The 12466-nt window shown below is 60.4% G+C and carries 14 protein-coding genes and 2 pseudogenes; 12 read left to right on the forward strand and 4 right to left on the reverse strand.

Annotated elements, in window-relative coordinates:
• The first annotated feature begins 32 nt into the window (after positions 1-32).
• Both L0U80_RS27750 and L0U80_RS27755 read left to right on the forward strand, forming a co-directional pair.
• Complete coding sequence (locus L0U80_RS27750; RefSeq protein WP_233873629.1) at positions 33-890, forward strand: alpha/beta fold hydrolase; 858 nt, start codon at positions 33-35, stop codon at positions 888-890.
• On the forward strand, positions 887-1753 hold the full coding sequence (locus L0U80_RS27755) for an alpha/beta fold hydrolase (protein WP_233873631.1): 867 nt from the start codon (positions 887-889) through the stop codon (positions 1751-1753). Before L0U80_RS27750 ends, L0U80_RS27755 begins: the two co-directional genes overlap by 4 nt.
• A 635-nt stretch (positions 1754-2388) precedes the next feature.
• Here L0U80_RS27755 and L0U80_RS27760 read toward each other — a convergent pair.
• Positions 2389-2535, reverse strand: a complete 147-nt coding sequence (locus L0U80_RS27760) for a hypothetical protein (RefSeq protein ID WP_233873634.1) — start codon at positions 2533-2535, stop codon at positions 2389-2391.
• A gap of 196 nt (positions 2536-2731) precedes the next feature.
• On the opposite strand from L0U80_RS27760, the gene L0U80_RS27765 reads away from it, so the two are divergent.
• The 3 genes and pseudogenes from L0U80_RS27765 (at position 2732) to L0U80_RS27775 (ending at position 4496) form a co-directional block, all read left to right on the forward strand.
• Positions 2732-3445 carry a hypothetical protein gene (locus tag L0U80_RS27765; protein WP_233873637.1) on the forward strand — a complete coding sequence of 238 codons (714 nt, stop codon included), beginning with the start codon at positions 2732-2734 and terminating at the stop codon, positions 3443-3445.
• 497 nt (positions 3446-3942) lie between these two features.
• A pseudogene (locus tag L0U80_RS27770) lies at positions 3943-4179 on the forward strand (DUF2249 domain-containing protein); the annotation flags it as partial.
• A 92-nt stretch (positions 4180-4271) separates the two neighbouring features.
• Positions 4272-4496 carry a DUF3079 domain-containing protein gene (locus tag L0U80_RS27775; RefSeq protein ID WP_233873640.1) on the forward strand — a complete coding sequence of 75 codons (225 nt, stop codon included), beginning with the start codon at positions 4272-4274 and terminating at the stop codon, positions 4494-4496.
• 56 nt (positions 4497-4552) lie between these two features.
• On the opposite strand, the gene L0U80_RS27780 is transcribed toward L0U80_RS27775, so the two are convergent.
• Positions 4553-4768 (reverse strand): type 2 periplasmic-binding domain-containing protein, encoded by a 216-nt coding sequence (locus tag L0U80_RS27780; protein WP_233873643.1) that lies wholly within the window; start codon positions 4766-4768, stop codon positions 4553-4555.
• 403 nt (positions 4769-5171) lie between these two features.
• Between L0U80_RS27780 and L0U80_RS27785 the strand changes: the two genes are divergently transcribed.
• Complete coding sequence (locus L0U80_RS27785) at positions 5172-6371, forward strand: T6SS phospholipase effector Tle1-like catalytic domain-containing protein (protein ID WP_233873646.1); 1200 nt, start codon at positions 5172-5174, stop codon at positions 6369-6371.
• Positions 6372-6401: 30 nt separating this feature from the next.
• Here the strand turns inward: L0U80_RS27785 and L0U80_RS27790 are convergent, their stop codons facing one another.
• Positions 6402-6755 carry a hypothetical protein gene (locus L0U80_RS27790; RefSeq protein WP_233873649.1) on the reverse strand — a complete coding sequence of 118 codons (354 nt, stop codon included), beginning with the start codon at positions 6753-6755 and terminating at the stop codon, positions 6402-6404.
• Here L0U80_RS27790 and L0U80_RS27795 point away from each other — a divergent pair.
• From L0U80_RS27795 to L0U80_RS27820, 6 genes and pseudogenes are all read left to right on the forward strand, one after another.
• A complete protein-coding gene (locus tag L0U80_RS27795; protein ID WP_233873652.1) occupies positions 6754-6957 on the forward strand; it encodes a hypothetical protein in 204 nt (67 codons plus the stop codon). The two genes, L0U80_RS27790 and L0U80_RS27795, sit on opposite strands and share 2 nt — an antisense overlap.
• Positions 6958-7635: 678 nt before the next feature.
• Positions 7636-8928, forward strand: a complete 1293-nt coding sequence (locus L0U80_RS27800; RefSeq protein WP_233873655.1) for a hypothetical protein — start codon at positions 7636-7638, stop codon at positions 8926-8928.
• Between the two features lie 90 nt (positions 8929-9018).
• Complete coding sequence (locus L0U80_RS27805) at positions 9019-9837, forward strand: peptidoglycan-binding protein (protein WP_233873658.1); 819 nt, start codon at positions 9019-9021, stop codon at positions 9835-9837.
• 180 nt (positions 9838-10017) lie between these two features.
• Positions 10018-10128: pseudogene (locus L0U80_RS31870) on the forward strand (IS481 family transposase); the annotation flags it as partial.
• A 451-nt stretch (positions 10129-10579) separates the two neighbouring features.
• Entirely contained in the window at positions 10580-10822 is a 243-nt protein-coding gene (locus tag L0U80_RS27815; RefSeq protein WP_233873661.1) for a type II toxin-antitoxin system CcdA family antitoxin, read from the forward strand.
• Positions 10822-11121 carry a CcdB family protein gene (locus tag L0U80_RS27820; RefSeq protein WP_233873664.1) on the forward strand — a complete coding sequence of 100 codons (300 nt, stop codon included), beginning with the start codon at positions 10822-10824 and terminating at the stop codon, positions 11119-11121. The genes L0U80_RS27815 and L0U80_RS27820 overlap by 1 nt, the downstream gene beginning before the upstream one ends.
• Positions 11122-11287: 166 nt before the next feature.
• Here the strand turns inward: L0U80_RS27820 and L0U80_RS27825 are convergent, their stop codons facing one another.
• Positions 11288-12439 carry a Gfo/Idh/MocA family protein gene (locus L0U80_RS27825; protein ID WP_233873666.1) on the reverse strand — a complete coding sequence of 384 codons (1152 nt, stop codon included), beginning with the start codon at positions 12437-12439 and terminating at the stop codon, positions 11288-11290.
• Positions 12440-12466 lie beyond the last annotated feature (27 nt).

Here is a 12466-nt window from a genome sequence, read left to right on the forward strand (position 1 = left end):
TGGATTATTGATGCTTTGGATGACTGACTAAAATGATGCTGACAAGAGATAACACCTCGAAATTCGTTGACGCTGGTGGCGTCAAGGTGCACTACCACGAGGCCGGTACGGGTCCCGTGCTGCTGTGCATCCATGGTGGTGCACCGGGCGCGTTCGGTTGGGGGAATTTTGGACGCAATCTCGAAGCGTTGTCGCGCAACTTTCGCACGCTGATCGTTGACCTCCCGGGTTACGGCAAATCGGCCAAGCCGCAGATCGAGGGCCCGCGCACGAGCTTCTACGCGAAGACGTTCCGCGACATGCTGGACGCGCTGGGTATCGACAAAGCGCACGTGATGGGCCTCGCCACTGGCGGTTCGGTTGCGTTGAAGATGGCGCTCGAATATCCGGAGCGGATTGATCGTCTGATCGTCATCAGTTCGCCTGGTGGCCTCTCGCTGTTCCAGCCCGCGCCTCCCAAGCCGGATACGCACAGCTACTACGCGGGCGAAGGTCCGTCCATGGAGCGCATGCGGGCCAACCTGGAGCGTCTGGTCTACGATCCGTCCATCCTGACCGAAGAAGTGATCCGCGAGCGTTACGAAGCGAGCATCGAGCCCGAGTTCATGCAGCAGGCACCGGAAGGCCATGGCGGCAAGCCTGGCCAGACGCTGGAGCCGCTGTGGCAGGATCTGCATCGCGTGCGGGCTGAAACGCTCATCATCTGGGGCCGCAACAACACGACGATCCACTACGATCACGCTCTGTTCCTGCTGACCCGGATTCCCAAGGCGCGGGTGCATATCCACGGCAACTGTGGCCTGTGGGTGCCCTACGAGAAGATGGAAGAATTCAACAGCAACGTCACTGGGTTCCTCTCAGTGGATCTGGCAGCGAGGCCCCAACAATGATGAAGCGCCCTGGCATTTGGCAAAACCTGTTCAAGACGCCACACAAGCTGGCGTGGATCGACGTCGGCGGAGTCAATACACGTTATCTTGAAGCGGGTCCCGAAGACGCTCCGGTGGTCATTCTGCTGCATGGTACGGCAGGCAGTCTGGAAAACTTCAGCGCCACCTACGCAGCGTATGCCCGGCATTTCCGCGTCATCGGCATCGATATGCTGGGCTGTGGCTGGACGGACAAGCCGGATCACGACTACCTGATCACGGACTATGCCGAGCACGTGCGGGGCTTCATGCACTCGATGGGCATCGCCAGGGCGGCTGCCATAGTCGGCGTCTCGCTCGGCGGCTGGGTTGCTGCGGCGCTCGCGCTGGCCCATCCCGCGTGCGTCGAGAAGCTGGTGCTGGTCTCCCCCGCTGGCATCATCGTTGACGCAGAGGAAGAGCAGCGCTTTGCTGAACGTCTGCGCAAGGCTCGTTCTAGCGCTGCAGCCGAACCAACGTGGGAATCCGTGTCTGCTGCACTGAAGGCGCTGGTACTCGACAAGGAAGCGCTGGCCGATGAACTGATCAGTGTCCGCCTTGAAATCTACAGCGACGCGCGCATGAAGGCCGCGATGCCGCGTCTGCTGGCGTTCTCGCAAGGTGGTCAAGCACTGAGCAACGAGCAATGGGCAGCGCTGACGTTGCCGATTCAGGTCGTTGCCGCCGTCGATGCGCCTAACATGTTCCTCGACAACGCTTACGCGATTGCGAAGACGGCACCGGACGTCGAACTGGTGGAGATCAAGGGCTGCGACCACTGGGCTCAGTATGAACAGCCCGAGGCCTTCAACGAGAACAGCATCGCTTTCCTGCTCAAGGCTTGATCTTGTACGGATCGACCAGGCAGCAAAAACGCTCTCCACAAGGGGGGCGCTCAGACTGCTGACAAAGTCTAGCTGTCGCCGATCATTGACTGTCTTGATGGGTTTGTGATCAGTTGGTCGATCGGTACGCGACCAGATGCCGAGCTTGTGAACACGATGCTCGATGCTGCCATCGAAGCACCAGGCGATTGAAATGGCCCGAAGAATTCAGGCAGGTCAAGCGCTCCTGGCAAGAAGACATTCACCCGCAAACAACGAATGCGGTGACGTCTTGTCCGATCTTTTTGGCGCGACGCCGCGGAGTCGATCAGGGAGTCGGTGCGGCAGACTGTCTGCAGATAGCGTGCGCCTGTGACAAAGCCCGGTGAGTGCGGGCTTTTGTTTGCGCATCGCTATTCAGGTAGATGGACTGGTCAGGCTGGAAGCCGAAATCGTACGGCAGATGCCCTCAGTACGACCGCCTGCTGATCGAGCGATTGCGCCGCAGCCTCTTCTACCAGCTCCGCGTTCTGCTGAGGTAGCTGACCCATCAGTCCGATCGCCTGATTGACCTCTTCAATTCCGCTCGCCTGCGCTTCCGACGCGGAGGCAATTCCGCACACGATGTCGCGCACACCCCCGATGGCATTGGTGACCTAGCCCACGGTTTCCGCAACGGTGTCGGCCTGCTCCGCGCCGCTTCGCGACTGCGCGATGGATGCTTCTTTCAGCGCCTTGATCTCCCTTGCAGCACTTGCCGAGCGCTGCGCGAGGCCAAGAACCAACGGCGAAGCCACGCTCATGTTCACCCGCACGTGCCGCCTCGACCGCGGCATTGAGCATGTGTTGAAGCACGCGTGCCGTGATGGCGAGTAGCGCCGCACCACCCTGCCGCGTCGGACGAACGTATTCGCGCCATCGAGCCTAAAATCAATGCATCGCGCCGGTCCTTTGCCTGGATCCGGTCGCTTTGCCCCTCCCGACCGATCGCAGACGGCAATGAGCACTCACGATGCACGGTTCCTCCGATCGACGCTGGCGACGCTTTGCGTGGCTTCCTGCGCAGCGCTCGTCGGGTGCGGCGGCACCGTCTGCATCAGTTCAGGCGGAGGCTGCGCCCTCATAAACCCGCCGCCGAACCTCGCCCTATCTGGCACCGCCGCCACCGGCAAGGCACTCGCCAGCGCAAGCGTCAACTTCAGCTGTGTGCAGGGGACGGGCAGCGCCCTGTCGGATGGCGGCGGACACTACAGCGTCACGTTCAACGCCACGCTCCCCTGCATCATCACCGTCACCTCCGGCAGCACGACCCTGCACTCGCTCGCATTCGCCGGCGGCACTTTCAACACGACGCCCGAGACCGAGCTGATGCTCGTCTACCTCGCTTCGCAACTCGGCACGAACGAGGCCGGTCTGATCGCGGGCTTCCCCGAAAACGCGCAGTTCCAGCAGGTTCTGGCAAACCAGACCGATGTACTGGCTGCGCAATCGGCTGTCGTCGCGAATCTGCAGCAGCACTACGCGGTGACGCTGAGCACACCGGCTTTTCTGACGACACCGTTTGTCGTCGGGCAAGTCGGCGTCGACAGCGACCTCGACATGCTGGCGACAGCAGGCGCCATCGACGCCAACGGATCGCCCGATCCGGCAGCTGTTTCGCTGTTGGCTGCGGCGGGTCAAAGTCATCCGGTCGCGGCGGTCTCTGCGCCTTGAGATTTTGCGGGAGCGGCGGTTGCCCTCTCAAAACCCGCGACCTCGGGGCACAAGGCGTTCGCGACGCGAATTGATGGTGTCGCCGGCGAAAGCCTTTCCTCCAGGTTGTCGGGCCGCAGCGCCACTATGTCGCAGCATGGCGATACGAAAGAACGGTCGACGAATACACCCGAATCGTTGGCAATCTTGGTGTTCTGTTCGATACCAACGCGAAAAGCTTACGGATCCCCACAAATCCGGGCCATTGTGAATCCCGGATAAATCATGTATCTTTTATGCATCTTATTCTGTGATGCACGGATGGGTGCACGAATGGACCCGTTGTACCACTTCACGGATGTGACCACCATGAACCTCAACGCCTATGGATTACCTGCTGTGCGGTATATCGGCGCGACGCGGGCTTGGTGTAATTCGCCCATCTCCACGCGATCTGCGCGCGCCCTCGCATGCCGGCGTACGCGATCCGACCTCAATCCAGCTTCAAAGGAGTTCACATGAACGAAACCAGTCCTCTCGTCTTCCAGTTCGATGCGCGCGGTGTCTCGAAGCGCTTTCGCCACGCGGCGATCTTCGGCGCCCTCGAATCGCTCGACCGCGGCGAAACGATGCGTTTCATCAACGATCATGATCCGCTGCCGCTGCTGCAACAGATCCAGCAGCGTTATGGCAGCCAGGTGCAGATCAAGTACGTCGAGCGCGGTGCTCAGGGCGTTGTCATTGATATGCTGATCGCTGTCCCTGAAGCGCAAGAGGAATCGACTGCAGCGAATGCGTCGTCCAGTTGCTGCGGCGGCGGTTGCGGCGGCTAACCTGATCGATCGACATGGCAAAGCCATTTCCATTGCACCCGAAGCATCCCGAGCGCGTCTGCTGGGGGTGCGACCACTACTGTCAAGCCGATGACATGCGTTGTGGCAACGGGCAAAGTCGGACCCAGCACCCATCCGAGCTGCTCGGCGACGATTGGTATGAGGTGGGTGACTGGGGCATTGAGGTAGACGAATCCCAAAAAAAGGTGATACCCATAGTCCCCCAGGCTCAGCGATAGCACGCCTTGCGTACGCCTTTAACCACTTACGGTCAGGTTTCGTCCAGATTCGGCATTCACCACGCGTTGTTTGATCGCTGCGACCAGGCCAGTTCTCCGCAGGTTTCGACGAGCAGTGCGCGCGCCCAGCGATGACCGGGCGAGTGGTGAGTCCGCTCGTGCCACGCGGCCGTCTTCGTGAAGCTTGTTACCGCCACGGGAGGCTCGAAGAGCGCGAAGCCACCGGAATTCGACGCGAGCCTCGATCGCACGACGGCAATCAGGTAAGTCATGCGCAATATGTCGGGCAGCACGATAAAGCGAGCGGTACGACATGACGCGTCTCACGACAACCTTCAGATCCTCGCCCCTGCTCATTACCCCGTCCCAGACTGTTTTACTGCGTCCGACTGCCTTGCCTCTCACGTGAATATTGATCCGCCGCCGGGTAACTGTTTCACGGCCGTATCGCAGGAAAACGTGACTGTCCGAAATTCGCGATTTAACAAGGCATCGAAGTGCCGCGGGGGCTCCCATCCCGCCCGGGCTCACCGCGTCGTTATGCATATGGAATGCGCCGCTCACTGCGGGACTCTCGCGCTGGTTCCGTTGCACGAGCAATGTTGCCTGGCACACATTTCGTCTGCGTAGTTCCGGGGAAGATACCCACGCGTTCAGCGTGACCTGGAGCCCGAGATGAGCAAGAACATCGTGTTGTGTCTCGACGGAACCTGGAATGGTCCCGATTCGAAGGACCCCAACGGCGCATCTGTTCCGACAAACGTGCAAAAGGTGTTTGAAAACCTTGCAGGTTCCGGGCCGTTGAAACCCAGCGACAACGAGTGCGAAATTACGTTTCCGGAAAACGGCGGCGAGCCGCTACAGGTCGCGAAGTACATCCACGGTGTGGGCGACTCTTCGAACGTGCTCGCGAAAATGGTCGAAGGCTCGACGGGCCTTGGGCTCGTTGGCCGAATCGTTCGCGGGTATACGTACCTGTCTCGCCAGTATCGACCGGGAGACCGGATTTACATCGCCGGATTCAGCCGTGGCGCCTATACGGCCCGAGCGCTTGCGGGCTTCGTGACGGGCAAAGGACTGCTCGACTGGAATGCGATGCGACTGGAGGAAGGTTCGGCGGTGAGCTACAGCGCGGGCCTCGCCGCGTGGCAGCAGCACAAGGCGTCGACACACCCGGGTGACCCGAACATTCTGCATGCGCTGGCAGGCACCTTCACGAGCCTGTATGACCGCTTCGAGCTCGGGCTTCATCCAGCGCCGGCGCTACGGTTCGTCAGCAACGTCGACATCGAAACGGTCGGCGTCTGGGATACGGTCGGGGCCTTGGGCATTCCGGATATTCACGCGTCGGATGGAACACTCGTGCGCCTCGACGCGTTCAGGTTTTGCAACAACGATCTCAGCGAGCGCATCGCGAACGGCTTTCAGGCTCTGGCGATCGACGAGCAGCGTGTCGATTTCACCCCTACCCTCTGGAATTCGCGAACTGGCGTCGTCCAGGTATTGTTTCCTGGCGCGCATGCCGACGTTGGCGGAGGTTATCCGGCGGACGAGTCGGGGTTGTCGAACGGGGCATTGATCTGGATGACGAACCGTCTGGCTTCGACGGGTGTCCTGTTTGCGCGCATGCCGCCCGTGCAGCCCAACGCGTGCGATATCGCACATCGACCGTGGGCGAATTCGCCGTATACGACGGCCTCCAGGGCTTTTCCACCAACGCTTCAGCTAAGCCAGCGCGTGGTCCAGCGTCTTGCCGCGGCCAGCGTGCCGGTACAGGGCGAAGAGCCTCAGCCGTATCGCCCCGCCAATCTCACCAACAGCTATATCAAACTGGACGGCTCCGGACCGGCGCCGCATGTGCAGATCAAGCCCTGATCTGCCGCGGGGCGCCCTGCCCCATTGCGATTACATCCGCTCGAACAGAAACACGCGTGCGAGCGGAGCGCGACCGCTTTGATCGATGAAATTCGTTGCGGCTTCCACGCGGATTCGCCCATTGGGCGCCGTGTGAATGGTGAGCCCGAGCTGGCGCACGTTGTTTTTAAACTGGGCAGTCACGACGCGCACGCCTGCTCCCTGCTGCGAACCCACGTTGCTCCCATATCCCTCTGCTTGCACCTCGCCCAGGTCGCAGTTGGTCGGACGACATTTGGACCACGCGCGGACATACATGTTCGAATCCGCTATGCGAATCTGAAGTTTCAGGAGTCCGTCCGTCGACTGATTCACGTTCTGCCAGTCTCCGGCGAAATAGGTCATGTTGCTTCCGATAGCGCCGCCTGCGGGCGGCGCTGAGGCCGGCGAAGACGGCACCGGATTGGTGACCGCCGCTGTTTCCGTGTGCGTCGCAGAAGCCGATGCAGCCTCTTTCGCTGGTGTTGTCGCCGTGGTGTTTGCAGGCGACGACGACGCACTCGGTGCGCTCGCCACAATCGGCGGGGTCGCGGGTGTAGAAGCGTGAAAGAGCCCTGTCTGGGAGAGTACTGCGATCAACCCGCCGATCGCCGTAATCGCGGTCGCAGACGCAGTCAATACCCCTGGCAAAGTAGTCCACCAGCCTTGAGCGCTTCGTTCGTCGTTCATGGATTGTCTTCCCGCGGTTGGTTTTCCGACCAGGGGCACGCCATAAGCCGTCGGCCCGATTGAAGTCCGACTATGGTCAGTCCTTAAATTAGATCAAATTCCTCGAAATTGCGCCTGGGTTTTACCGGATGAGGGACGGCCGGAAATGTGCGTTAGCGAACAGACATAGTCGAATTGAATTAAAACAAGTTTGAAATCGAAGTGTGCCATTCAATTTCGCCGCCCTCTTCTGTCGTCACGGCGGTCCACGCCGTGGCGTTTACCCTATTCCGGTCTTTTAAAAATCAGCACTACCATTTCGTAACAAGTATAAAAGTGTCTAAAAAAGACTCATAATTCTTTATCCGGATCCAGTCTCGATCTATTCAACCGGATGCTTGATTTCATTCTCTGCGGTTTCCAGTTAGTTATCGCTTTTGTTTCGCACCCTTTGATGCATGACTCGAACGTGGCGAAAGGATTCAACGTCATCGAACGTCCTGCATCGCTCGTTGTGGAGCCTTGCCATACTATGGTCACAGTCGCGAGAACACTATCGGGGTGCACCGAGCAGCCTTTGACTGAAAGCCATCTGAGAGCGCTTTCGCGCGCATTCGTACTGAGCACCGTACTGCTGACCGTCAACATTGCGGGCTGGCTCTTTCTCTGGAAACTGGCTCAACGGTCCTCGGCGCAAGTTGAATTGTCAATCACCCTCGCGGCCTTCGTCACCATTCTGATTGGTGCACCGCTAATCGCGTTCCTTTGCCTCGGGTGGTACACGCGCTATCGTGAGTTCGAGAACAGTCTGAAAGGCCCCGCCCTATCCGCCTACCTCCAGCGTTACTGGTCCACGCGGCTCATTCAGGCGCTCGTCGATGATGGCGCGCTTCCTGATTCAGGAGACGGCCTCGCTCCGAACGATGCAAAGTGGCGCGAGGCGGCGGATGTCCGACTCGCGCTATGCGACCGCCTGTTCGCACGGATCTATCACGAGCAATATGGGCTGCCAGCATTCGTGCCGCCTTTTGTCATTCTGCTTTGCGTGGCTTATGCGGCAGCCGCGCTCGTTGGGTGCAACTACGGCCCTTCGCAGACCGATATTGCGGCTGCAAAGACAGCCATTTACGGCATCAGTAACCAGGTTCTGGTCGCGTCGTTCGGCGGTGCGCTGATGTTCGTCGTGAGTGACTCCGTGCTCCGAATCCGGCGTAGAGCATTGAATGTGTCAGATGCGTACTGGTATGCACTACGAATATTTCTCGCGATACCGATCGCCCTTGTCGCCGGCGGGCCGGATAGCACGCGTGCAGCTATGGTCTTCGCGCTGGGCACATTTCCGGTGGATGCGTTGCTCAAGATCGTTCGCAGAATCGGCTTTCCGCAGGTCACTGCGTTCGAAAATCAGGAGAATCCGCCCGACAAACTGCTGTCGCTAAGCGGCGTCACGCTGCCCATTGTTTCGGCCTTCGAAGCCGAGGGCATCAACTCCGTTGAACAGGTCGCCGCAGCCGATCCCCTGATTCTTTCCATCCGCACCGGCTTTCCGTTCCGGTTCACGCTGCGGCTCTGTTCTCAGGCGATCGTGCGGCGCCACTTTGGCGAGAACGCGTCGCTGCTCCTGCCCATCGGGCTCGCGGACGTTGTACCGATCTATCTGCTGATGAGGGTCGTGGACGGTGACACGTCGAGCGATCTGCCGAAAATCGACGACAGCGCGAGCGTCATAGAGGGGGCGGCGAACCGCCTCTTTCCGAACGATGCGCCCGAGCAGCGGACGGCGGTGGTGAAAATGAAGTTCCGGCAGATAGCCGCGGAAGAATTCACCGTGATGCTGTTCAGAATCACGCCGCTCGATCCGTCGCTCTAAAAGAGGTAAACGGCACGTATACGGCACCCCTGAATCACACTCGGCCCTCAGAGCGAGGGCCTTTGCGCAAACCGTACGGAGGAGTCTTCCATGGTGACAGGTCCGTTGAAACAAGGCGACAGTGGCGACGACGTGAAGACATTGCAGCAAGCGCTGGTGGAACACGGATTCAGTCCCGGCGCCGTCGACGGCATGTACGGGCAAGGCACCGTCGCGGCGGTCATGGCGTTACAGAAGAGCGAAAACCTTCTACCGGATGGCATTGCAGGTCCACGGACCTTGTACGCCCTCGGTCTCGTCGACTCGAACGACTTGCCGAGCGCGATACCCGAAGTCACCGTGCAGGTGGTCAGCCAGATGTTCCCCGTTACGCCGATTGGCAATATCAAGGCAAACCTGCCGTCGATACTCGAAGCCCTGATCCAGACAAAAATCGCGGACAAAACGATGGTCTTGATGGCGCTCGCAACCGTGCGCGCGGAGGTGGAGTGCTTCGAGCCGATTGCCGAGGGACAGTCACGGTTCAATACGTCCCCCTCCGGGCATCCATTCGACCTGTATGACAATCGCAGCGATCTCGGCAATCACGGCGCACCCGACGGGGCGAATTTCAAAGGCCGGGGCTACATCCAGCTCACGGGCCGGGCGAACTATGCGACCTACGGTCCGAAACTCACGCCGCCCGTCGATCTGGTTGCCAACCCGGAGCGGGCTTCCGATCCCGTTGTCGCAGCGGATCTGTTGACGCTCTTTTTGGCGGACCGGGAGCTGGCCATCAAGAAGGCCCTGCTGGCCGGCAATATGGCGTCTGCGCGGGAACTGGTTAACGGCGGAACGAACGGGCTGGACCGGTTCGAAGACGCCTGGCAACGCGGAACGACACTGATTCCGGATTTTCAGGCCGATTAGCAGGACGACCTGCGAGCTTTGCAGTGCGCGCGTTCGTGGGCCACATCAGCGCGCGCTCGCTTGAGCGGCGGTATCAGCACTGCGGCACGGAGGCGGATTCAACCGGTCGTCGCAACACTAAATTGTTGAACAGACTTTACGTGTGTGATTCGCAGACATCGTTTCAACTAGAAAGAGTCGATGGGCAGCGAAATTACCACGCGATTACAGTGGGTGCGCCGGCATTAGAAGAGCGGCAACGCTGGTCTTGTATGCGCGCGGTGTGGTATCTCGCGACCGACACTGCGCAAGTGACTGCGCCGCCATCGAGAGGCGGAAGAAGACGGCCTTCGCTCTCAAAGCCGCCGCCTGCTCACGAGCGAGCAGAATCGACCCGGCGGGTCAACGCTGCAGGCGAGTGCCCGAAGCGGCGACTGTTGCCTGGATGCGTGAGGAGCAATCTGGCGACAATTTCGGATCTGCTGCTGAATTCCTTGAGATGACGCTACACGGAGATTCGCCGTCGCCGAGCGCGTAACCCAGCAAGCGGAAACCTTGCCGGCCCCACCGTCCTTTGGGGTGGAGCCAGGCCCTAATTTATAACCCTCGCGGGAACCCTCCCGTTGGGGACGCTTCTCGCGATTTTTTAGGAGAAGTTGTGGAAATACATGAGGCAAGTACATCGCAAATGTGTATTGGCGATGTTGCAACGGGTGCACAGCCGTGGCACCATGGGCGAAAAGCCTTAACCCGGAGCCTAACCATGCCTGCCGCCTACGCACCTTTGCCGAAGAAAGCCGCCAACGTGTCGCTGGCCGAAAGCCTGCTGGCTGAAGCCAAGGAACTGGGCCTCAACGTGTCCCAAGCCGCTGAAGCCGGGCTGGCCAAGGCTGTGTCGGATGAGCGTGCTGCGCGATGGCTGCGGGAGAATGCGGAAGCGATCGCTAGCTCCAACGCCTACGTCGAGAAGCACGGTTTGCCGCTTGCACGATACCGGATGTTCTGATGGCCAGATTCAGCGCTTATAGAAACACGGAGGGAAGCGGCTTCCTCGTCGACATTCAAGCGGATTTGTTGAGCCACCTGAATGTGCGCGTTGTGATTCCATTGCTACCGTTGGACGCTGCTCCCAAGCCTGCTAGCGGACTCAATCCGGTGTTCGAGATTGAGGGCGTACCGTACGCCCTGGTCACGCAATACATGGCCTCGGTGCCACTCAAAGACCTCAAGGAGGCGGCGTTCAGTTTGAGCGGTCACTACGATGAAATCGTCGCTGCGATCGATATCCTGCTACAGGGATTCTGATCGCTTGAAACTGACCTGCGGCGGGGTTTTATAGCCAGTCAAGCAGTGAGTCGCATGTCGGTATTCTCGGACTCCAGCCAGGTTCGACGGACCGTGGCCGGAAGCGACGCTACGATCTCATCCGTCTTCCGATACAGCTCAACGCATTTTCGCAACTGAGAGGCGCTCACTCGACAGCGCACCACTTGCCATCGGCCGCGCTGCTCTTCAGCACCGTCTCCATGAAGCGATGCCCGGCCACACCGTCGTCGACCGTGGTTAGCAGTCGACTCTCCGGCGGCACCGGAAGGCCGGCATCGAGCGCCTCGATCTGCAGCGCCGCGTCGAGATACAGTTGCGCGAACGCCTCCAGATACCCTTCGGGGTGCCCGGCCGGCACGCGTGTGGCATGTTGCGCTTCGCCTGAGTTCACGCGTCCGCGCGTCAGTCGCTGCGCCGTGCCGCCCAGCGGCGTGACCCAGAGCACATTCGGCGTTTCCTGGTCGAACGCAAGGCTGCCCTTCGTGCCGTAGACGCGTAGCCGCAGCGCGTTCTCCGCGCCGCTCGCGACCTGGCTCGCCCACAGCATCCCGCGCGCGCCGTTCGCATAGCGCAGCATGACCTGCACGTGATCGTCGAGGCGGCGCCCGGGTACGAACGTGTGCAGCTCCGCCGACAACGCGGCGGGCGCCATACCCGTGACGAACGTCGCGAGGTGATAAGCATGTGTGCCGATGTCGCCCAGACAGCCAGCCGGCCCGGCCTGGGCCGGATCTGTGCGCCAGCCAGCCTGCTTGTTGGTGCCGTCGGCTTCAACGGGCTCGGCAAGCCAGTCCTGCGCATACTCAACCTGCACAATGCGCAGCTCGCCAAGCGTGCCGATCTCCACGAGTTCGCGCGCGTGCCGAACCAGCGGATACCCCGAATAGGTATGCGTCAACGCGAACAGCTTGCGACGCTCACGCGCGAGCCTGGCGAGCGCCTCGCCTTCCGCGAGCGACATCGCCAGAGGCTTGTCGCAGATCACGTGAATACCGGCCTCGAGAAAGGCCGTTGCGACCGGTGCGTGCAGATGATTGGGCGTCACAATCGACACCGCATCGATGCCATCTTCCAGTGCAGCCTCGGCACGCGCCATCTCGCGCCAGTCGCTGTAGCTGCGCGTGATGCCGACCTCCGCCGCACTGGCTGCGGCGCGCGCCGGGTCGGACGACAAGGCGCCCGCAACCCACTCGAAACGATCGTCGATGCGGGCCGCGATGCGATGCACCGCGCCGATGAAAGAACCCTGCCCGCCACCCACCATCCCCAACCGCAGTTTTCTCCGCTGTCCATTCATCGTTTCGCATCCCGAATCATTGCAATT

Origin of the sequence: Paraburkholderia adhaesiva (assembly GCF_021390575.1) — a bacterium.
GTDB classification, from domain to species: domain Bacteria; phylum Pseudomonadota; class Gammaproteobacteria; order Burkholderiales; family Burkholderiaceae; genus Paraburkholderia; species Paraburkholderia adhaesiva.

Coding starts and splice junctions, on each gene's coding strand:
- L0U80_RS27750 (WP_233873629.1), top strand. CDS start 33: ATGATGCTGACAAGAGATAACACCTCGAAATTCGTTGACGCTGGTGGC.
- L0U80_RS27755 (WP_233873631.1), top strand. CDS start 887: ATGATGAAGCGCCCTGGCATTTGGCAAAACCTGTTCAAGACGCCACAC.
- L0U80_RS27760 (WP_233873634.1), bottom strand. CDS start 2,535: ATGAGCGTGGCTTCGCCGTTGGTTCTTGGCCTCGCGCAGCGCTCGGCA.
- L0U80_RS27765 (WP_233873637.1), top strand. CDS start 2,732: ATGAGCACTCACGATGCACGGTTCCTCCGATCGACGCTGGCGACGCTT.
- L0U80_RS27775 (WP_233873640.1), top strand. CDS start 4,272: ATGGCAAAGCCATTTCCATTGCACCCGAAGCATCCCGAGCGCGTCTGC.
- L0U80_RS27780 (WP_233873643.1), bottom strand. CDS start 4,768: ATGACTTACCTGATTGCCGTCGTGCGATCGAGGCTCGCGTCGAATTCC.
- L0U80_RS27785 (WP_233873646.1), top strand. CDS start 5,172: ATGAGCAAGAACATCGTGTTGTGTCTCGACGGAACCTGGAATGGTCCC.
- L0U80_RS27795 (WP_233873652.1), top strand. CDS start 6,754: ATGTTGCTTCCGATAGCGCCGCCTGCGGGCGGCGCTGAGGCCGGCGAA.
- L0U80_RS27790 (WP_233873649.1), bottom strand. CDS start 6,755: ATGACCTATTTCGCCGGAGACTGGCAGAACGTGAATCAGTCGACGGAC.
- L0U80_RS27805 (WP_233873658.1), top strand. CDS start 9,019: ATGGTGACAGGTCCGTTGAAACAAGGCGACAGTGGCGACGACGTGAAG.
- L0U80_RS27815 (WP_233873661.1), top strand. CDS start 10,580: ATGCCTGCCGCCTACGCACCTTTGCCGAAGAAAGCCGCCAACGTGTCG.
- L0U80_RS27820 (WP_233873664.1), top strand. CDS start 10,822: ATGGCCAGATTCAGCGCTTATAGAAACACGGAGGGAAGCGGCTTCCTC.
- L0U80_RS27825 (WP_233873666.1), bottom strand. CDS start 12,439: ATGAATGGACAGCGGAGAAAACTGCGGTTGGGGATGGTGGGTGGCGGG.